This window comes from Paroceanicella profunda, assembly GCF_005887635.2.
Lineage (GTDB): Bacteria > Pseudomonadota > Alphaproteobacteria > Rhodobacterales > Rhodobacteraceae > Paroceanicella > Paroceanicella profunda.
This window is the reverse complement of sequence record NZ_CP040818.1, coordinates 2,639,586-2,659,032: the sequence shown is the minus strand read 5'-3', so window position 1 is coordinate 2,659,032 and position 19,447 is coordinate 2,639,586. Positions and strand designations below refer to the sequence as shown.

The window sequence follows — 19,447 nt, the reverse complement described above, 5'->3', positions numbered from 1 at the left end:
CTATCTCCACCTGATGCGATAACGGGTGAAGAGGAGCGCGCTGACCATCGACAGCAGTGCGGTCGCTACGATCACCTGCGCGATGTAGCTCGGCACCCCCGCCGAGCGGCTCATCGCGTCGGCCCCCACGAAGATCCCGGCCACGAAGATGGCCGACACCACCACCCCCAGCGGGTTCAGCAGCGCGAGCATCGCCACCACGATGCCGGTGTAGCCATAGCCCGGCGAGAGGTCGAGCGTGAGGTTGCCCTTCAGCCCCGCCACCTCCGAATAGCCCGCCAGCCCGGCCAGCCCGCCGGAGAGCAGCGCGGTCTTCAGCAGCACCCGCTCCACCCGGATGCCGGCGAAGCGCGCGGCCTGGGCGTTGTGCCCCACGGCCCGCATCTCGTAGCCGAAGACCGTGCGCGCCAGCACGAACCACACCAGCCCGGCGGAGACCAGCGCGAGGATGAACCCCCAGTGCAGCCGCTTGCCGGTGATCAGCCGCGGCAGGGCGGCGGCGGCCTCGATCTTCTCCGAGCGCGGCCAGCCGAGCGCCATAGGGTCCTTCAGCGGGCCCTCCAGCAGCAGGGAGACGAAGAGCAGCACGATGAAGTTCAGGAGCAGCGTGGTCACCACCTCGTCCACCCCGAAGCGGGTCTTGAGCACCGCGGGCCCGAGCAGCGCGAGGCCGCCGGCCAGCACCGCGGCAAGCCCGATGAGCGGGATGAGCAGCGGCGCGGGCAGGCCCGTCGCCCCGGTGCCCAGCACCACGGCCATCACCGCGCCGAGGTAGAGCTGCGCCTCCGCTCCGATGTTCCACAGCTTCGCGCGAAAGGCCACCGCCACCGACAGCCCGGTGAGGATGAGCGGCGTCGCGCGGGTGAGTGTCTCCAGGATGGCGAACTGCGAGCCCGCCGCCCCCTGCACGATCAGCCCGAACACCGGCAGCGGCGCGGCCCCCGCCGCCAGCACCAGCACGGCGGCGACGAGCACGGTGAGCCCCAGTGCCGCCAGCGGCATCAGCACCAGCCGCAGCGGCCCGGGAGAGGCGATGGGTTCAAGACGCATCTGCGGCCTCCGCGAAACCCTGCCCGGCCATCAGCGCGCCGAGCTGGCGGACCGAGAGCGCCCCGCGCGCGCTGGGCGGCGAGAGCCGGCCTTCCGAGATCACGTGGATGCGGTCCGACAGGGCGCGCACCTCGTCGAGATCCTCCGAGATCAGCAGGATGGCAGCGCCGCGCGCCCGCGCCTCCAGCAGCCGGGCATGGACGTAGGAGACCGCGCCGATGTCGAGCCCGCGCACCGGCTGGTTGGCCAGGATGACCGCCGGTTCGGCGCCCTCCCCGGCCCCGGCCAGCGCGCGGCCGAGGATGAGCTTCTGCATGTTGCCCCCCGAGAGCAGGCCGATGCGCGCCTCCGGACCGGGGCAGCGCACGTCGTAGGCGGTGATGATGCCGGCCGCGAAGGCCCGCGCCGCCCGGCGGTCCAGCAGGCCGCGGCGCGAGAAACGGCTGCGCACCCGCTCGGAAATCACGTTCTCGGTGATGCTCATCGCGTCGATGGCCCCGAGGGCGTGGCGATCCTCGGGGATGCGGGCGATGCCGGCCTGCACGGCGGCGGCGGGCGACCAGCGCCCCGGCTCGGCCCCGTCGATCTCGAAGCGCCCCGCCACCGGGCGCAGGGAGCCGGCGATGAGCGCGGCCAGCGCCGCCTGTCCGTTGCCGGAGACACCGGCCAGGCCGGTGATCTCGCCGCCGCGCAGTTCCAGGTCGACCGCCTGCAGCGGCGGGCCGGCCTCCGCCGCCCGGGTGGAAACCCCGCGCAGCGCGAGGCGCACCGGCCCGGGCCGGGCGGGGGCGATCTGCGGCGGCGCCACCTCGGCGCCCACCATGAGCGCGGTGAGGTCCTCGCGGCTGGTGTCCGCCACGGCGCGGGTTCCCGCCACGCGCCCGTGGCGCAGCACGACCACCCGGTCGGAAATCGCCAGCACCTCGTGCAGCTTGTGCGAGATGAAGATCACCGAAAGCCCGCGCGCCACCAGCCGGCGCAGCGTGGCGAAAAGCGCATCGGCCTCCATGGGCGTGAGCACGGCGGTGGGCTCGTCCAGGATCAGCACCCGGGCCTCGCGGTAGAGCGCCTTGAGGATCTCCACCCGCTGCCGCTCGCCCACGGAGAGCGCGGCCACCGGCTGGTCCGGCGTCACGGCGAGGCCGAAGTCCCGGCCCAGCTCCAGGATGTGCGCCCGCGCCCGGCCCCGCCGCGCGAGGCGCAGCAGCGGCCCGGTGCCCAGGGTGATGTTCTCCAGCACCGTGAGGTTCTCGGCCAGGGTGAAATGCTGGTGGACCATGCCGATGCCGGCCTCGATGGCGGCGCGCGGGTCTCCCGGCGGCAGGGCGCGGCCGAACACCTCCACCTGCCCCGCATCGGCCACGTAATGGCCGAAGAGGATGTTCATCAGCGTGGTCTTGCCGGCGCCGTTCTCGCCGAGCAGGGCCACGACCTCGCCGGGCGCGACGGCGAAGGAGATATCGTCATTGGCCCGCACGGGGCCGAAGCTGCGGGTGATCCCCGAGAGGCGCAGCGCCTCCCGGGGGGCATTCGGGGCCACTCAGCTCGACTTCGGTTCGCTGTCGTCGATCTCGACGGTATAGGCGCCGGAGCGGATTTCCTGCTCGCGCTGCGCGACGAGGTCCATCGCCTCGTCCGGCACCTTGCCCTCGAAGGTGCCCAGCGGCGCCAGCGAGCAGCCGCCCTCCTTCATGAAGGAGTAGACCCCGTAATCCTCGGCCGCGAAGCTGCCGTCGGCGATCTTCGCGAGCGCGGCGGCCAGCGTGGGCTCGAAGTGCCACAGGGCGGAGGCGACGACCGTCTCCGGGTAGTCCTTCTGGGTGTCGATCACGTTGCCGATGGCGAGGATGCCCTTCTCCTGCGCCGCGTCCGAGACGCCGAAGCGCTCGGCGTAGAGCAGGTCCGCGCCGGCCTCGATCTGCGCGAAGGCGGTCTCCTTGGCCTTGGGCGGATCGAACCAGGAGCCGATGAAGGCCACCTGGAAGGCGATGTCCGGGTTCATCTCGCGCGCGCCGGCCATGAAGGCGTGCATCAGCCGGTTCACCTCCGGGATCGGATAGCCGCCCACCATGCCGATATTGCCGGACTTGCTCATCGCGCCTGCAATGATTCCGGAGAGATAGGAGGCGTCCTGGATGTAGTTGTCGAACACGGAGAAGTTCGGGTACTGCGGGTCCGGCTTGAAGGAGGAGCCCATGAGGAAGGCGGTGTCCGGGTAGTCCATGGCCACGGAGCGGGCCGCGTCCTCCACGCCGAAGACCTCGCCCAGCAGCAGGTCATGGCCGGCCTCGCAATACTCGCGCATCACGCGCTCGTAATCGGAGTTCGACACCGATTCCGAGTAGACGTATTCGATCTCGCCGCGCGCGGCGGCGGCAACGGCGGCGTCATGGATGCGCCCCACCCACTGCTGCTCGACCGGCACGGTGTAGATGGCGGCCACCTTCACCGGTGTTGCGGCGCGCAGGGCCCGCGGCGCGAGCGACAGCGCGGCAAGCCCGGCGGCCGTGCCAAGCAGTTGACGGCGCGAGACGGCAAGAGAAGTCCTGGACATGCATGGCTCCGTGTAAGTGTTCACCCGGCGGTCATATTTGCCGGGTTTTCCAGCCGGGTAAACAGATTCGCCTCTCCCCCTCGCGCGGAGCGTCGCAGCAGGCGCCGGAGACGCTGCGCGTCGACGCGCCGGACGGGGGGCTCGATGCCCCCCGTCCGGCGTCCCCCTCGCGAGACATGCCGCCTCCGCCGCCCCGCGCGCCGCTGCGGGGCGCTGTCCGCCCACCGCGCCTGCGCCCGTGCATCAGCGCGCCTGCACCCGTGCTCTACCCGCGCTACGCCCGTGGTCTGCCGCGCCTGTGCTCTGCCGCGCCTGCGTCTGTGCTCTGCCGCTCTGCTCTGCCGCCGTGCTCTGCCACGCGTGCGCCCGTGCTTCGCCGCGCGGGCGGGGCCGGGGGTAGGCCAGTCCCTGCCTGCGCCGCGGCCCGCTGTCCGGCGCCGTCCCCCCGCCTCCCCCGCTCCGCGACACGCTCTCCGCCATGCGGGCGCTGGCAGGGCCCCATCTGCGCCCGGGCACGAGGGCCGCCCCCCCCATCCCGGGCGCGGAACCGGCCCCGGCCTGTCCGGGGCGGCAGGTGGTCCCGCCCGGATCTGGAAATCCCCGCTCCGTCGTGTAAACTGCCCCCGCCGGGACTGCGACAGACGAGAGCACGATGACCACCACACCGATCAATCTCAACCGCTTCCGCAAGCTCCGGGCCCGCGCCGAGCGCAAGGCGGAGGCGGACGTCAATGCCGTCGCCTTCGGCCGCACCCGCGCGGAGAAGACCCTCGCCGCGGCCCGGGCCGAAAAGGCCGCCCGCCTGCTTGACGGCCACCGCCGCGAGACGGACACGTCCGAAGACTGAACGCCGCGGGTCCGGGCGCCGCCGGGGCTGGTCAGCGCGCCGGCGGGCGCTACATCCGGTACACCCCGGCGCGGGGCCCCGGCACCCCCTCCGCCGCACCCTCATCGAGACGAGAGACAGCATGCCCCGATTGATCACCGCCGCCGGCCTCGCCGCCGGACTGGCCCTCGCCCCGTTGAGTGCCGGCGCGCAGAGCAGCGCCGAGGGCGTCTTCGACCTGCTCGGCGGCATGGCCCGCACCTATTCGGTGCTGATCCTGCGCTCCTTCGTCGATTTCACCTATGAGAGCATCGCCCGCGATTCCGCCAGCGGCGACCTCACCCTCACGGGCCTGCGCATCTACCCGCGCCTGTCGGACCCCGCGCAGCAGGGCTGCACCATCTCGCTCGGCCGTGCCGTGATCAGTGACACGCAGGAGGACGACCGGATCTCCAGCCTGATCGAGACCACCGATCTCTCCGTCTCGCCGCTGTGCCTCTCGCCGGGCATGCGCGCCGCGCTCCAGCAGCTCGGCTATGACGGCATCCGCTCCGACGCCGCCGTGATCACCGCGCGCTACGACCTGCCCAGCGGCGGCATGGACCTCTCCGTCCAGGCCGGGCTCACCGACGCGCTCAGCCTGAACCTGGAGGCGGATTTCGACTATTTCTGGTTCACCGGGCTGTTCGACGGCGCGGCGGGCGACGAGATGCCGGACCTCCGTCCCTCCATCCTGCTGCGCAGTTTCGAGGCCTCGGTGGAGAATCGCGGCGCCTGGAGCCGGGTGAAGCCGATGGTCGAGGATGCGGTGGGCACCACCGCCGTGCTGCCGAAGATCGTGGAGAGCGCCCTTTCCGACCAGCTCGCCGGCAAGAAGGGCACGCCCGGCCCCGCGGCGCAGGCCTTCATCTCCTCGCTGGTCTCCGGGCTGCAGACCTTCCTCGCCGACGAGAGCCAGATCACCGTGCGCGCGGCGCCGGAGGGCGGCGTCTGGCTGGGCGCCGAGCAGTTCGAGACCCCCGAGCGCCTGATCGAGGCGCTGCAGCCGAAGGTCAGCAACCGGCCCGCGGAAGTGCACGAAGTGCTGGCGCCCGACCTGCTGGGCAAGGCGATCACCGGGGACGGAGAGCTGTCGGACGCGGAGCGGCTCTCCGCCGGCCGCGCGCTGATGAGCGGCATCGGCGCCCCGCGCGACCGGTCCGCCGCCATCGCCGTGCTGAAGCCGATGGCCGATGCGGGCGATGCGGGCGCGGCGATGGAACTCGCGCAGGGGCTGGCGGAAAGCGGCGCGCCGCAGTCGGCCTACGGCTATGCCCTCGCGGCGCTGGCCGCGGGCGAGCCCGGCGCGATGGGGCTCACCGACCGGATCGAGGCGCGGCTCGGCGCCTCGCAGATCCGCGGTACGCAGGCCTCCGTTCTGGCCGGCTGGGCGCCGGACCCGGGGCTGGAGACGCGCCGCGCCGCCGTGCTCGCCGCCGCGGACCCGGCGATGATGCGCCGCCTGGCCATCGACGCGAAGCTCGGCCGCGGCGTGCCGCGCAGCTACGAGACCGCCTATCTGTGGACCACGCTTGCCGCCGCGGCCGGAGACCGGTCGGCCGCGAACCTGCGGGTGAGCCTCGACGCCCGCGCCGCGAACGACCATGACGGCGCCTGGTCCGCGGCCTTCGAGGCCGCCGCCGCGCAGGCGCTCACCCTGTGGACGGAAGGCGGAATCGGCGCCGCTTTGCATGACCGCACCCGCTGAAATACCCCCCCGCCTGCGTCAACCGGCCCGCGCGGGCCGCTTGACCGGTGCTCACACCCACGTTACCCAATCCACCATCCGTTTCCACGACCCGAGGACAGCCCATGCGCGCGACCAGAATCGTTCAGAAGATCCTTGCGAATTACGAAGGTGAGACGCCCGGCGTGAAGGCCAGGCTCTGCCAGATGCTGATGAACGGCAAGCTGGGCGGCACCGGCAAGATGATCATTCTGCCGGTCGACCAGGGCTTCGAGCACGGCCCGGCCCGCTCCTTCGCCCCGAACCCTGCTGCCTACGACCCGCTCTACCACTACCAGCTCGCCATCGACGCCGGGCTGAATGCCTATGCGGCGCCCCTGGGCATGCTGGAGGCCGGCGCCGACACCTATGCCGGCCAGATCCCGACCATCCTGAAGGTGAACTCGGCGAACTCGCTGATCCCGGAAGAAGCCCCGAAGGACCAGGCGATCACCGCCTCGGTCGACGACGCGCTGCGGCTCGGCTGCGCGGCCATCGGCTTCACCATCTACCCGGGCTCCGGCGCCGGCCTCGGCATGTTCGAGGAAATCGCCGAGATGCGCCGCGAAGCCGCCGCCAAGGGCGTGGCCACCGTGATCTGGTCCTACCCGCGCGGCGAGGCGCTGACCAAGAACGGCGAGACGGCCATCGACATCGGCGCCTATGCCGCGCAGATCGCCGCCCTGCTCGGCGCGCATATCATCAAGATCAAGCTCTCCACCGACCACCTGGAGCTGGGCGAGGCCAAGAAGGTCTACGAGGCGAAGGGCATCGACGTCTCCACCATGGCCGCCCGGGTGAAGCACTGCATGGAGGCCTCCTTCGCCGGCCGCCGCATCGTGGTGTTCTCCGGCGGTGCGTCCAAGGGCGCGGACTCGGTCTATGACGACGCCCGCGCCATCCGCGACGGCGGCGGCAACGGCTCGATCATCGGCCGCAACTCCTTCCAGCGCTCGCGCGAGGACGCGCTCGACCTGCTGGGCAAGCTCGTGGACATCTACAAGGGCAAGGCCTGACCCGGCGCGCCACGCGCGCACAGGCCGGACAAGCGCGAGAGGGCGGCCTTCCGGGGCCGCCCTTTCCGTTTCCCCCGGAAACGTGATCCGCGGGCACCCCGGTTCCGGAGATTGGAATATTTCCTTTCTTCCAATGATCTGGCATGATTCGCTGAACCACCCGCAAAAGCGGGGGCAGCACCCGGCAACGGCGCAGGCAGCGCCGCGGGGCAAGAGACGGCGGACGACAGGCAGAGCATGGCAGGCATCACCCCAGGCCCGAAAGCGATCGGCAGCGCGATCTATTCCTTCGCGATCCTCGCGGCCATCGCCTATTTCAGTTTCGCCGCCCTGCAGGGCGAATACGGCCTCACGCGCCAGATCGAGATGCATGCGACCGAGGAAGAACTGTCCAATGACCTCGAGGACATGCGCCGCGAACGCGCCGCGCTCGAGAACAAGGTCCACAGGCTCTCCGACGATTTCCTCGACCTCGACCTGCTCGACGAGCAGGCCCGCAAGGTGCTGGGTTTTGCCCGGCCCGACGAGATCGTCATCCGCTGACACCGCCCTACATTGATGGCTTCCGGGCCCGCCCCGCGGCCTGCAGGGCAGGAATACTGACCCGTTTCGCGGCTTGCGTGCCGGAGCGGAAAGCGTAATGCTGCCCGCCCAAGGCGCGAGAGCCGGCTTGCAAATGCCGGTAGTGTTGAGATAGTTCAACGTTAAACCACCGGGAAACGCGATACCGAAGGAGGACGACATGCCGCCAGCCAAAGGGCAGAAGAAGCCCAATGCGTCGAAGGAGGAGCTGCTCGCCTACTACCGCGACATGCTCCTGATCCGCCGGTTCGAAGAGAAGGCCGGCCAGCTTTACGGGATGGGCCTCATCGGCGGGTTCTGTCACCTCTACATCGGCCAGGAGGCCGTCGTCGTCGGCCTGCAGGCCGCGGCGAAGGACGGCGACCAGGTGGTCACCTCCTACCGCGACCACGGCCACATGCTGGCCACCGGCATGGACCCCAAGGGCGTGATGGCCGAGCTCACCGGCCGCGAGGACGGATACTCCCGCGGCAAGGGCGGCTCGATGCACATGTTCAGCCGCGAGAAGGCCTTCTACGGTGGCCACGGCATCGTGGGCGCGCAGGTGCCGATCGGCGCCGGCCTCGCCTTCGCCAACATGTACCGGGGCGACGACAAGGTGTCCTTCACCTATTTCGGCGACGGTGCGGCGAACCAGGGCCAGGTCTACGAGACCTTCAACATGGCCACGCTGTGGAAGCTGCCGGCGATCTTCGTGATCGAGAACAACCAGTATGCGATGGGCACCTCCTCGAAGCGCTCCTCCTCCTCCCCCGCCTATTACACCCGCGGCGAGGCCTTCGGCATCCCCGGCGAGGCGGTGGACGGCATGGACGTGCTCGCGGTGCGCGAGGCGGCCATGAAGGCGGTGGAGCACTGCCGCTCCGGCAAGGGCCCCTACATCCTGGAGATGAACACCTACCGCTACCGCGGCCACTCCATGTCCGACCCGGCGAAATACCGGACCCGCGACGAGGTGCAGAAGATGCGCGAGGAGCGCGACCCGATCGACCACGTGCGCCAGCTGTTGACGCTGGGCAACCATGCCACCGAGGACGAGCTCAAGGCCGTGGACAAGGACATCAAGTCCATCGTCAACGACGCGGCGAAATTCGCCCAGGAAAGCCCGGAGCCGGCGGAAGCCGAACTCTGGACCGACATCTACGCCTGAGGGGGAAACACAACATGCCGATCCAGATTCTGATGCCGGCGCTCTCGCCCACCATGGAAGAGGGCACGCTGGCCAAATGGAACGTGAAGGCGGGTGACACCGTCTCCTCGGGCGACGTGATCGCCGAGATCGAGACCGACAAGGCCACGATGGAATTCGAGGCCGTGGACGAGGGTGTCATCGGCGAGATCCTGATCGCCGAGGGCACCGAGGGCGTGAAGGTGAACACGCCCATCGCCACGCTCCAGTCCGAGGACGAGGACGAGACCGCCGAGGCCCCGGCCGCCCCTGCCGAGCCTGCCGCCGAGGCTCCGGCCCCGAAGGCGCCGGCAGCCGCGAAGGCACCCGCCGCCGCCGCCGCTCCGGAAGAATCGGAGCTGCCCGAGGGTACCACCTTCAAGAAGCAGACCGTGCGCGAGGCGCTGCGCGACGCGATGGCCGAGGAAATGCGCCGCGACGGCGACGTGTTCCTGATGGGTGAGGAAGTCGCCGAGTACCAGGGTGCCTACAAGGTCTCCCAGGGCCTGCTGGACGAGTTCGGCGCCCGGCGCGTGATCGACACGCCGATCACCGAGCACGGCTTCACCGGTGTGGCCACCGGCGCGGCCTTCGCCGGCCTGCGCCCGATCGTGGAATACATGACCTTCAACTTCGCCATGCAGGCGATCGACCAGATCATCAACTCCGCCGCCAAGACGCTCTACATGTCCGGCGGACAGATGGGCTGCCCGATCGTGTTCCGCGGCGCGAACGGTGCCGCCGCGCGCGTGGGCGCCCAGCACAGCCAGGACTACGCCGCCTGGTACTCCCAGATCCCCGGCCTGAAGGTGTGCATGCCCTATTCCGCGGATGACGCGAAGGGCCTGCTGAAATCCGCGATCCGCGACCCGAACCCGGTGATCTTCCTGGAGAACGAGATCCTCTACGGGCGCTCCTTCGACGTGCCGGAGATCGAGGATTACACCGTGCCGCTGGGCAAGGCGCGCATCCGGCGCAAGGGCTCGGACATCACGCTGGTGAGCTTCGGCATCGGCATGCAGTACACGCTGGAGGCCGCCGAGCGCCTTGCCGCGGACGGCATCGAGGCCGAGGTGATCGACCTGCGCTGCCTGCGCCCGATGGACACCGCAGCGGTGGTCGAATCCGTGAAGAAGACCAACCGCTGCGTGACGGTGGAAGAGGGGTTCCCGGTCTGCTCGATCGGCAACCATCTCTCCGCCGTCCTGATGCGGCAGGCGTTCGACTATCTCGACGCCCCGGTCATCAACTGCACCGGCAAGGACGTGCCGATGCCCTATGCCGCCAATCTGGAGAAGCTTGCGCTGGTGACCACCGACGAGGTTGTCGCCGCAGCGCATTCGGTCTGCTACCGCTGAGGGGAGGCACACATGCCCATCGAGATCCTGATGCCCGCGCTGTCGCCGACCATGGAGGAAGGCACGCTGGCGAAATGGAACGTGAAGGAGGGAGACAGTGTCTCCTCCGGTGACGTCATCGCCGAGATCGAGACCGACAAGGCCACGATGGAGTTCGAGGCCATCGACGACGGTGTCGTCGGAAAGATCGTCGTCCCCGAAGGCACCGAGGGCGTGAAGGTGAACGCCCTCATCGCCGTGATGCTGGAGGAGGGCGAGGACGCCTCCGCGCTGGACGGCGGCGGCGCGGCCGCAAAGCCCGCGAAGGCGCCCGAACCGAAGGCCGAGGAGGCGCCTGCCCCCGCGGCGGCGGCGGAAGCGGCCGTTCCGGCGGCGGCGGGCTCCGCGCCCCCTGCCCCGGAGAAGGACGGGGACCGGGTGTTCGCCTCGCCCCTCGCGCGCCGCATCGCGGCGGAGAAGGGGCTCGACCTCTCGGCCGTGAAGGGCTCCGGCCCCCACGGCCGTATCGTGAAGGCCGATGTCGAGGCCGCGAAGCCGGGCGCGAAGCCCGAGGCCGCCGCGGCTGCCCCAGCGCCGGTTGCCGCCCCGGCCCCGAGCCCCGCGAAGGCCCAGCCTGCCGATGCCGCGGCCGTGGCGAAGATGTACGAGGGCCGCGTCTTCGAGGAAGTGAAGCTCGACGGCATGCGGCGCACCATCGCCGCGCGTCTCACCGAGGCCAAGCAGACCATCCCGCATTTCTACCTCCGCCGCGAGGTGAAGCTCGATGCCCTGCTCGCCTTCCGCGCCCAGCTCAACAAGAGCCTCGAGGGCCGGGGCGTGAAGCTCTCGGTGAACGACTTCATCATCAAGGCCTCCGCCATCGCGCTCCAGCAGGTGCCGGACTGCAACGCGGTCTGGGCCGGTGACCGGGTGCTGAAGTTCGCCCGCTCCGACGTGGCCGTGGCCGTGGCCATCCCCGGCGGGCTGTTCACGCCCGTCATCAAGGACGCGGACCAGAAGACCCTCTCGGCGATCTCCGCCGAGATGAAGGACCTCGCCACCCGGGCGCGGGAGAAGAAGCTCGCGCCCTCCGAGTACCAGGGCGGCTCCTTCGCGGTGTCCAACCTCGGGATGATGGGCATCGAGAACTTCGACGCCGTGATCAACCCGCCGCATGGCTCGATCCTCGCCGTGGGCGCGGGGCTGCGCAAACCGGTGGTCGAGGGAGACCAGATCGTGCCGGCGACGGTGATGTCGGTCACGCTCTCGGTCGACCACCGGGTGATCGACGGCGCGCTCGGCGCGGAGTTCCTGCAGGCCTTCGTGCCGCTGCTGGAAGACCCGATGTCGATGCTCGCCTGAACCGGCGACAGCGACGAGATGCGAGAGCCCGGGCCGTGAGGTCCGGGCTCTTCGCGTTTGCGGGAGGAGACCGTGGCGTGGTGGGGTGCCGGTCGTGCCGGCATCGCGCGGGCCGGCCGGTTCGGCTGGTGGCGCGAGGTCCCGGGTCGGGGCCCGGGACAGCGGGGTATGGGCGGGTGAGCGGAGCCACGAACCGTCGGGCATTGCGCGGGGACGGAGACAGGAGCGGCCCGGGCTGCCCCGTGACGACCCGTCGGGGGCGCAGAGACCTGAGGACCCTGACCCGGCGCATGGCAGGGCGGGGCAGCAGGTCACCCCGGCCGTGTCGAGCGGATCCGTTGCGGATCTCCCCCTCCTGTCCGGCTCGGGGACGGGCACCGACGCCGGGGCTGTCGCCTCACTCGCAGGGTACGTGGCGGATGGCCCCCATCCCTCGCCCCGGCGCCCCGGGCCTGCCCCGGGGCCTCCCGGCGTCCCGCCCCTGTGGACCCGCTCGGGATGGTGCGAGGCCCCGGGTCAGGCCCGGGGCAGCGGGGGCTCACGGCGAGCCATGCGCACCACCCGGGTCCGGCCGTGCCGCAGGCACCTCAGTCGAGGCCGAAGGCTTCGCCGAGGATCTGGTTCATGGTGAAGGCGGGCTGCGAGCAGCCGGCTTCGCCGACGATGCGCGCCGGCACGCCGGCCACGGTCTTGCAGGGCGGCACGTCGCGCAGCACCACGGAGCCGGCGGCGATGCGGCTGCAATTGCCGATGGAGATGTTGCCCAGCACCTCGGCCCCGGCGCCGATCAGCACGCCGTTACCCACCTTGGGGTGGCGGTCGCCGTCTTCCTTGCCGGTGCCGCCGAGGGTGACGGAGTGGAGCATCGAGACATCGTCGCCCACCACCGCGGTTTCGCCGATGACGATGGAATGCGCGTGGTCGATCATCAGGCCGCGGCCGATGCGGGCGGCGGGGTGGATGTCGACGCCGAACATCTCCGAGGTGCGCATCTGGATGAAATAGGCCATGTCCTTGCGGCCCTGCTCCCACATCCAGTGGGCGATGCGGTAGCTTTGCACGGCCTGGAAGCCCTTGAGGTAGAGCAGCGGCTGGATGGTGGTGTGGCAGGCCGGGTCGCGCTCGAAATGCGCCATGAGGTCGGCGCGGGCGGCCTCGCCGAGGGAGGGGTCGGCGCCATGCGCCTCGTCCATGATGTCGCGCAGCACCAGCTCGCGCAGGTCCGGCGAGGCGAGCTTCTGGGTGAGCCGGTAGCTCAGCGCGTCCTCGAAGGAGGTGTGGTGCAGGATGACCGCGTGCACCATGGAGGCCATCAGCGGCTCGTGGCGGACGATCTCGTCAGCCTCGCGGCGGATGCGCGCCCAGAGCGGGTCGATGGTGCTCAGCTTGGGGTCGGATGATCTCGAGGCCTTCATCGACACTCTCCGCAGCGGTAGGTTCGGGGGTGCAATCATTGCCTGAGAGAGATCAGCGCTGCAATCGCGGAATTCAAGCCATCCTCAAGACGTGACCGGCGCGGCGCGCACCCACCAGCCGGGCCGGGCGGCGGAGAGCGCCGCGGCGGCGCGCGCTGCCGCCTCCGCCCCGGCGAAGAGCGCGAAGCAGGTGGCGCCGGAGCCGGACATGCGCGCCAGCAGCGCCCCGGGCGCGGCGGCAAGGGCGTCGAGCGTCTCGGCAATCGGCGGGCACAGGGCGCGGGCGGGCGGCTCCAGGTCGTTGCGCTGCCGGGCGAGCCAGGCCGCGAGGGCGGCCGCGTCGGCCAGCGCGGGCAACGGCTCCAGCCCCTCGCCGAAGCCGGAGAGGCCGCGGAACACCGCCCCGGTGGAAACCCCCACGCCCGGGTTCGCCAGCACCACGTGCACCTCCGGCAGGCCCGGTGCGGGGGTGAGCACCTCGCCGATGCCGGACATGCGCGCGCTGCGCCCGAGCAGGCACACCGGCAGGTCGGCCCCGAGCGCGAGGGCGGCGGTTGCCAGCACCGTTTCCGGGAGGTCCATCCGCCACAGCCGGCACAGCGCCCGCAGGGTGGCGGCAGCATCCGCCGAGCCGCCGCCGATGCCGGAGGCCACCGGCAGGGCCTTTTCGAGGGTGATGCGCGCGCCGCGCGGCGGTGTGGCGTGGCCCTGCACGCCAGCCCCGTGCAGCGGCGCCCGGGGCGCATCGCTCCGGCCCGATCCTGCGGCGGGCCCTGCGTCCCGCGCCGGGGGCCTGCCAGGAAAGGCGCCACCGGGAGCGGTCCGCGCGCGCCGCGTCATATCCGCAGCGCTGCCCGCTGCGCCGTGCGCCGTATCCGCGGCGCGCGCTGCGCCCCGTGCCATACCCGCAGCGCCCCGCGCCATGTCCACGGCGCCCCGTGCCATGTCCGCGGCGCTGTCCAACGCGCCCCGCGGCATGTCCGCCGCGCTGCCCGCTGCGCCGTGCGCCGTATCCGCGGCGCGCGCTGCGCCCCGTGCCATATCCGCAGCGCCCTGCGCCATGTCCGTAGCGCTGCCCGACGCGCCCTGCGGGCGGGCGCCGGGGGAAATGTGAGGGGCGGTTCCAGGCGGTGACGACGGGTTCGCGTCGCGGATGTCCTGCAGCAGACGGGCGGCGCGCAGCACCAGGTTGTCGGCCTCCGCCGCGAGCCCGGCCGCGAAGGGGCCGGTGAGGACAAGGCTGAGCTCCTCCGCCGGGGCGACGGTGACGCTGTCACCCAGCCGGGGGAAGACCACCAGCGAATCCAGCAGGTGATAACCGTCGGCGCGCCGGCCAGTGACATGCAGCGCGAGGTTCAGCTTCGCGGGTGCGGCCACGGTGATGGCGCCGGAACTGTCGGGCGAGGAACGGTCGGCGGGCCAGCGCGCGGGGGTGTCCGGCGGACCACTGGAAGCGGCCCCGCGCGCGCGGCCTCCCGGCGGAGTGCGGTCAGCGGGCCCGCGCGGGGGCCCGTCGGTCTCGGAGGTCATCGGCGGGGTCCCGGCGGCCGGATCAGCCGTCCTTGCCGTCCGGCTTCACCGGATGGCGGGCCATCTCCTCCTTCAGCACGGAATCGAGGCCGAACTCCAGCTTGCGGCGGATGCGGGCGATGTCGTCCTGCTCCGGCTCGTAGGAGAGCGCGCGCTTCCACTGGAACCGGGCCTCCATCTTGCGGCCGACCTTCCAGAGCACGTCGCCGAGGTGGTCGTTCAGGATCGGGTCCGAGGGCACCAGTTCCACGGCGCGCTCCATCGGTTCGATGGCTTCATCGTAGCGCCCGAGCTTGTAGAGCACCCAGGCGAGGCTGTCGGTGATGTAGCCGTCATCCGGGCGCTGGTCGACGGCGGAGCGGATCATCTGCTCGGCCTCGTCCATCTTCTCGCCCTTCTCCACCAGCGAATAGCCGAGGTAGTTCAGCACCAGCGGCTGGTCCGGCTGCAGGGCGAGGGCATGGCGGAAGTCCGCCTCGGCCTTGTCCCACTGGTCGGACTGCTCGAAGCAGATGCCGCGCTGGTAGAAGAACACCCAGTGGCGGGGCTGCTCCTCCGGCAGGAGGGCGATGGCGTCCGTATAGGCCTCCGCCGCCTCGGAGAAACGCTCCTGCTTGCGCAGCGCATCGGCCAGGGCCGTGACGGGGGCGAGTTCCTGCGGATGGGTGCGCTTCAGGCCGGTGAGCACGCCGATCGCCTCATCCGTGCGGCCGGCGGCATCGAGCGCGCTGGCCCGGCCCACCTCGGCACGCAGGAACTGCGGCGCCTCGGCGGGCACCGAGCCGTAGGCGGCGATGGCGAGGTCGAACTGGTCGTCATCCTCCAGCAGTTCGGCGGTGAGCAGGCGCGCGTCGATCAGCTCCGGGCGCAGGTAGAGCGCGAATCGCGACAGCAGCACCGCGAAGCCGCGGTTCTGCTCGCCCGTGCCCAGCACCAGCGCGAAGGTGTAGAGCGCCTCGGCGACGCCCTCGGTGGCGTTGGTGACCATGTTGAACGCCACCGGTTCTCCGGTGGAGATGCGCTCGCGCAGGCTGGTGAGCATCGGGGCACGCAGGCCGCGGGCGAAGGCGTTGTCGATCACCTCCAGCGCCTGGGTCTGGCGGCCGGTCGCGGCATAGACCTCGGCCTCGGCCACCAGCGAGCGGCGGTCCAGGCCGAGGAAGTCCTGCCGGCGGGCGGTGAAGATCTTCGCGGCGCCTTCCAGGTCCCCGGCCACCGCATGCGCGAGCGCCTTGTGGTAGGAGCCGTAGGCCTCCAGCGTGTCGTTGCCGCTGAGCCCGTCGAAGGTGAGGTCCGCGGCCGTCATGTCATCCACCGACTGGGCCCAGCCCTTCATCAGCGCCTGCAGCAGCGGGCCGAACAGGTCCTCCTGGCCGTTGAGCCGGTCCAGCGCGCTGGCGAAGGCGCCGGCGCGCAGCTCGCGCACCGCGGCCACCAGGGAGACGTAGTTGTTGTCCGGCGCCAGGGCGGCCAGCCGGTCCGACAGCTCGATCGCGCCGGGAACATCGCCCGAGGAGATCCGGTAGAGCATCGCGCGTTCGATCAGCTCGGGGTTCTGCGGGTCTCGCGCGGCGGCGCGCGGGTAGAGCCGGGCCGCCATCGAGATGTCGCCGCTGAGTTCCGCGAAACGGGCGCCGAGATATTCGCCGGCCAGACCCTGCGCTCCCGCCGCCACGGGAACGGACAGCCCCGCGAGCACGAGCAGCGGCATGGCCAGACGGGTCATCGGTGCGAAAGACATCACGGCATCGGTCTCCTTGCAGACCCTCGGCGGGGCGTCGTCGCGGCGCGCCGACCGGGGCAAACCATCCGGCTCCGGCCACCCGGGGCGCCGCGCCGCCCGGCCGAGACGACCGGCACAAGGGGGAAGCGGGCCCGGCCGGCAGCCGGTCCAGTCCGCACCATGCTAGGCGCGCAGCCCGGGCGCGTGCAACCGCAATGGGCGCTCACGCGGTCACTTCCGCGCCATCTGCCCCGTTCCGGCCCCGCCTGTCGCCTTCCGGCCACAGGGCCGGCGCCCTCAGGGCCCCCGCCCCGCCGCCGGATCGGGGGCGTGTCCGAAGGCCCGTGGCCTGACAGGGCCCGCTGGCCGCGCGATATCCAGGCCAGCCGTTCCCCTGCCCCTCCGGTGGAGAAGTCCCGTTCTCCGCCGCCCGTATGTGGCGCTGCAGGCGCGGCACCGGCTGTGGTCCGGCAGGGCCCCGCCACGGCATCTGCCGGGCCGGCGGGCCGGGGCTGCCGGCGCTCCGGGGCCCGCCGCCACAGGGTCACATGTTGGGGTAGTTCGGGCCGCCGCCGCCCTGGGGGGTGCACCAGTTGATGTTCTGCGCCGGGTCCTTGATGTCACAGGTCTTGCAGTGCACGCAGTTCTGCGCGTTGATCTGGAAGCGCGGGCCGTCCTCCGCCTCGATGACCTCGTAGACGCCGGCGGGGCAGTAGCGCTGCGCGGGCTCGGCGTATTTCGGCAGGGTCCAGCGCACCGGGATGGTGGGATCCTTCAGCTTCAGGTGGCTCGGCTGGTCCTCGTCGTGGTTGGTGAAGGAGAAGCTCACGTTGGTGAGCCGGTCGAAGCTCAGCACCCCGTCCGGCTTCGGGTAGTCGATGGGCGTGTGGCGGCTGGCGCGGCCCGTCGCCTCCGCGTCCGTCTTGCCGTGCTTCAGCGTGCCGAGCGGGTTCCAGCCGGTGAGGCTGGACACCCACATGTCGAGCCCGCCGAAGGCGAGGCTGGCCGTGAGCCCGTAGCCGGACCAGAGCGGCTTCACGTTGCGCACCTTCTTCAGGTCGGCCGCGATCGGGCCCGAGCGCACGTCCGCCTCATAGGCGGTCAGCTCGTCGCCCGCGCGCCCGGCGTGGATCGCCTCCACCGCCGCCTCGGCCGCGGCCTTGCCGGAGAGCATCGCGTTATGGTTGCCCTTGATGCGCGGCACGTTGACCATGCCCGCGGCGCAGCCCAGCAGCACGCCGCCGGGGAAGGTGAGCCTGGGCATCGACTGCCAGCCGCCCTCGGTGATGGCGCGCGCGCCATAGGCCACCCGCTTGCCGCCCTCCAGCACCTTCGCGATCTCGGGGTGATGCTTGAAGCGCTGGAACTCCATGTAGGGGAAGAGATACGGGTTCTCGTAGTTGAGGTGCACCACGAAGCCCACGAACACCTGGTTGTTCTCGAGGTGATACATGAACGAGCCGCCGCCGGCGTTCTTGCCCAGCGGCCAGCCCATGGTGTGGGTCACCTGGCCGAGCTTGTGGTTCTCGGGGCGGATCTCCCAGATCTCCTTCATCCCGAGGCCGTATTTCTGCGGCTCGGCCGCGCTGGCCAGCCCGTGCCGCGCGATCACCTGCTTGGAGAGCGAGCCGCGCGCACCCTCCGCCAGCATCACGTACTTGCCCAGCAGTTCCATGCCCGGTTCGTAGTTCGGGCCCTTCTCGCCCTCGGCGGTGATGCCGAATTCGCCGGCCACCACGCCCTTCACGAGGCCGTCATCGCCCCAGACCAGCTCCGAACAGGACATGCCGGGGAAGATCTCCACCCCCAGCGCCTCGGCCTGCTCGCCCATCCAGCGGCACACGTTCGCCATGGAGACGATATAGTTGCCGTGGTTGTTCATCAGCGGCGGCATCGGCCAGTTCGGGATGCGGACATGGCCGGCCTCGCCGAGCAGCAGGAAGCGGTCCTCGGTCACCGCGGTGGTGATCGGGGCGCCCTTCTCGCGCCAGTCGGGCATCAGCGCGTCAAGGCCGCAGGGGTCGAGCACCGCGCCGGAGAGGATGTGCGCGCCCACCTCGGAGCCCTTCTCCAGCACGACCACGGAGAGCTCCGGGTCGAGCTGCTTCAGGCGGATCGCCGCTGACAGGCCAGCCGGTCCCGCACCGACGATGACGACGTCATACTCCATGGCTTCGCGGGTGGGTTCGGTCATCTGCTGGCTCCTTCGACGTCCTTGCGCGCAAGATTGTTGCCGTGCAACTTGGCGCAGCGACCTGCCGCATTCAAGGTGAATGTAGCGCCCGCGCGCCGGCGGCCGGTCGCTTTGTGCGGGCGGCCGCGGCGCGGCCCGGCGCGCGCTTCGCCCCGCCCTCGCGCCCCGGCACGCGGCGGCCGTCCCACCCCCGCCCGACAGCTGCCCCGGAAGCGGCGCACGGGTGCGGCGCGGGCCGGTCGCGCAGGGGTTGCAGCCCGGAGGCTTGCTAAACGCATGCTTATGCGGATAGCTGGATCCACGTCCAAGCCGAGGCTTGCAGAACCCGGGAGGCAGCCCTAGTTTCGCGGGTGTGGCCGCGCCCGGGACATGGGCGTGGCCATATGATTTTAACGCCTGAGGTTTCCCGGATTCCAGGGGAGCCCGGACGACCGGACCGGAGTGGTCAATGGAAAAGATACCTCTTACTGCCAGGGGCTTTGCCGCGCTCGATGCGGAGCTCAAGAAACTCAAGTCGGTGGAGCGACCCGCGGTGATCCGCGCCATCGCCGAAGCCCGTGAGCACGGCGATCTGAGCGAGAATGCGGAGTATCACGCCGCCCGCGAGAAGCAGAGCTTCATCGAGGGGCGCATCAAGGAGCTTGAGGCGGTGATCAGCCGTGCCGACGTGATCGACCCTGCCCGCCTCTCGGGCCCGGTGAAGTTCGGCGCCACGGTGGAGATCGTCGACGAGGACACCGAGGAAGCGAAGACCTTCCAGATCGTGGGCGAGTACGAGGCCGACGTGGACGCCGGCCTGCTGAACATGAAATCGCCCATCGCCCGGGCCCTGATCGGCAAGGAAGAGGGCGATTCCGTCGAGGTGCGCACCCCCGGGGGCACGCGCAGCTACGAGATCGTCGCGGTCCGGTTTGTCTGAGCGGAG

14 protein-coding genes and 2 pseudogenes are annotated in these 19,447 nt (G+C 71.0%); 8 read left to right on the top strand and 8 right to left on the bottom strand.

Annotated features, from left to right (window positions below; genetic code table 11):
• The 3 genes from FDP22_RS11865 to FDP22_RS11855 are packed head-to-tail and all read right to left on the bottom strand — an operon-like array spanning nucleotide 1 to nucleotide 3,604.
• Nucleotides 1-1,050 carry an ABC transporter permease gene (locus FDP22_RS11865; RefSeq protein WP_138573217.1) on the bottom strand — a complete coding sequence of 350 codons (1,050 nt, stop codon included), beginning with the start codon at nucleotides 1,048-1,050 and terminating at the stop codon, nucleotides 1-3.
• Nucleotides 1,040-2,590 carry an ABC transporter ATP-binding protein gene (locus tag FDP22_RS11860; protein ID WP_138573215.1) on the bottom strand — a complete coding sequence of 517 codons (1,551 nt, stop codon included), beginning with the start codon at nucleotides 2,588-2,590 and terminating at the stop codon, nucleotides 1,040-1,042. The genes FDP22_RS11865 and FDP22_RS11860 overlap by 11 nt, the downstream gene beginning before the upstream one ends.
• Nucleotides 2,591-3,604, bottom strand: a complete 1,014-nt coding sequence (locus tag FDP22_RS11855) for a BMP family protein (protein WP_138573213.1) — start codon at nucleotides 3,602-3,604, stop codon at nucleotides 2,591-2,593. It lies immediately after the preceding gene.
• 652 nt (nucleotides 3,605-4,256) lie between these two features.
• Here FDP22_RS11855 and FDP22_RS11850 point away from each other — a divergent pair.
• The 7 genes from FDP22_RS11850 to FDP22_RS11820 all read left to right on the top strand — a co-directional run bounded on the left by FDP22_RS11850 (nucleotide 4,257) and on the right by FDP22_RS11820 (nucleotide 11,660).
• A complete protein-coding gene (locus FDP22_RS11850; RefSeq protein ID WP_138573211.1) occupies nucleotides 4,257-4,451 on the top strand; it encodes a DUF4169 family protein in 195 nt (64 codons plus the stop codon).
• Nucleotides 4,452-4,572: 121 nt separating this feature from the next.
• Nucleotides 4,573-6,177, top strand: a complete 1,605-nt coding sequence (locus tag FDP22_RS11845; protein WP_138573209.1) for a hypothetical protein — start codon at nucleotides 4,573-4,575, stop codon at nucleotides 6,175-6,177.
• Between the two features lie 104 nt (nucleotides 6,178-6,281).
• Complete coding sequence (locus FDP22_RS11840; protein ID WP_138573207.1) at nucleotides 6,282-7,211, top strand: class I fructose-bisphosphate aldolase; 930 nt, start codon at nucleotides 6,282-6,284, stop codon at nucleotides 7,209-7,211.
• Nucleotides 7,212-7,448: 237 nt separating this feature from the next.
• Nucleotides 7,449-7,754 carry an FtsB family cell division protein gene (locus tag FDP22_RS11835; RefSeq protein WP_138573205.1) on the top strand — a complete coding sequence of 102 codons (306 nt, stop codon included), beginning with the start codon at nucleotides 7,449-7,451 and terminating at the stop codon, nucleotides 7,752-7,754.
• 199 nt (nucleotides 7,755-7,953) lie between these two features.
• Nucleotides 7,954-8,943, top strand: a complete 990-nt coding sequence (gene pdhA / locus FDP22_RS11830) for a pyruvate dehydrogenase (acetyl-transferring) E1 component subunit alpha (RefSeq protein ID WP_138573203.1) — start codon at nucleotides 7,954-7,956, stop codon at nucleotides 8,941-8,943.
• A 14-nt stretch (nucleotides 8,944-8,957) separates the two neighbouring features.
• Nucleotides 8,958-10,319, top strand: coding sequence for a pyruvate dehydrogenase complex E1 component subunit beta (locus tag FDP22_RS11825; RefSeq protein WP_138573201.1), 1,362 nt, complete (start codon nucleotides 8,958-8,960; stop codon nucleotides 10,317-10,319).
• Nucleotides 10,320-10,331: 12 nt separating this feature from the next.
• On the top strand, nucleotides 10,332-11,660 hold the full coding sequence (locus FDP22_RS11820) for a pyruvate dehydrogenase complex dihydrolipoamide acetyltransferase (protein ID WP_138573199.1): 1,329 nt from the start codon (nucleotides 10,332-10,334) through the stop codon (nucleotides 11,658-11,660).
• Between the two features lie 587 nt (nucleotides 11,661-12,247).
• Here FDP22_RS11820 and cysE read toward each other — a convergent pair.
• From cysE to FDP22_RS11795, 5 genes and pseudogenes are all read right to left on the bottom strand, one after another.
• On the bottom strand, nucleotides 12,248-13,075 hold the full coding sequence (gene cysE, locus FDP22_RS11815) for a serine O-acetyltransferase (RefSeq protein WP_138573197.1): 828 nt from the start codon (nucleotides 13,073-13,075) through the stop codon (nucleotides 12,248-12,250).
• An 84-nt stretch (nucleotides 13,076-13,159) separates the two neighbouring features.
• A pseudogene (locus FDP22_RS11810) lies at nucleotides 13,160-13,765 on the bottom strand (4-(cytidine 5'-diphospho)-2-C-methyl-D-erythritol kinase); the annotation flags it as partial.
• A gap of 471 nt (nucleotides 13,766-14,236) precedes the next feature.
• Nucleotides 14,237-14,458: pseudogene (locus FDP22_RS11805) on the bottom strand (4-(cytidine 5'-diphospho)-2-C-methyl-D-erythritol kinase); the annotation flags it as partial.
• 169 nt (nucleotides 14,459-14,627) lie between these two features.
• A complete protein-coding gene (locus tag FDP22_RS11800) occupies nucleotides 14,628-16,346 on the bottom strand; it encodes a tetratricopeptide repeat protein (protein WP_239031940.1) in 1,719 nt (572 codons plus the stop codon).
• Nucleotides 16,347-16,872: 526 nt separating this feature from the next.
• Nucleotides 16,873-18,522 (bottom strand): electron transfer flavoprotein-ubiquinone oxidoreductase, encoded by a 1,650-nt coding sequence (locus FDP22_RS11795; RefSeq protein WP_138573193.1) that lies wholly within the window; start codon nucleotides 18,520-18,522, stop codon nucleotides 16,873-16,875.
• Between the two features lie 448 nt (nucleotides 18,523-18,970).
• On the opposite strand from FDP22_RS11795, the gene greA reads away from it, so the two are divergent.
• A complete protein-coding gene (gene greA, locus FDP22_RS11790) occupies nucleotides 18,971-19,441 on the top strand; it encodes a transcription elongation factor GreA (RefSeq protein WP_138573191.1) in 471 nt (156 codons plus the stop codon).
• Nucleotides 19,442-19,447: the final 6 nt, after the last annotated feature.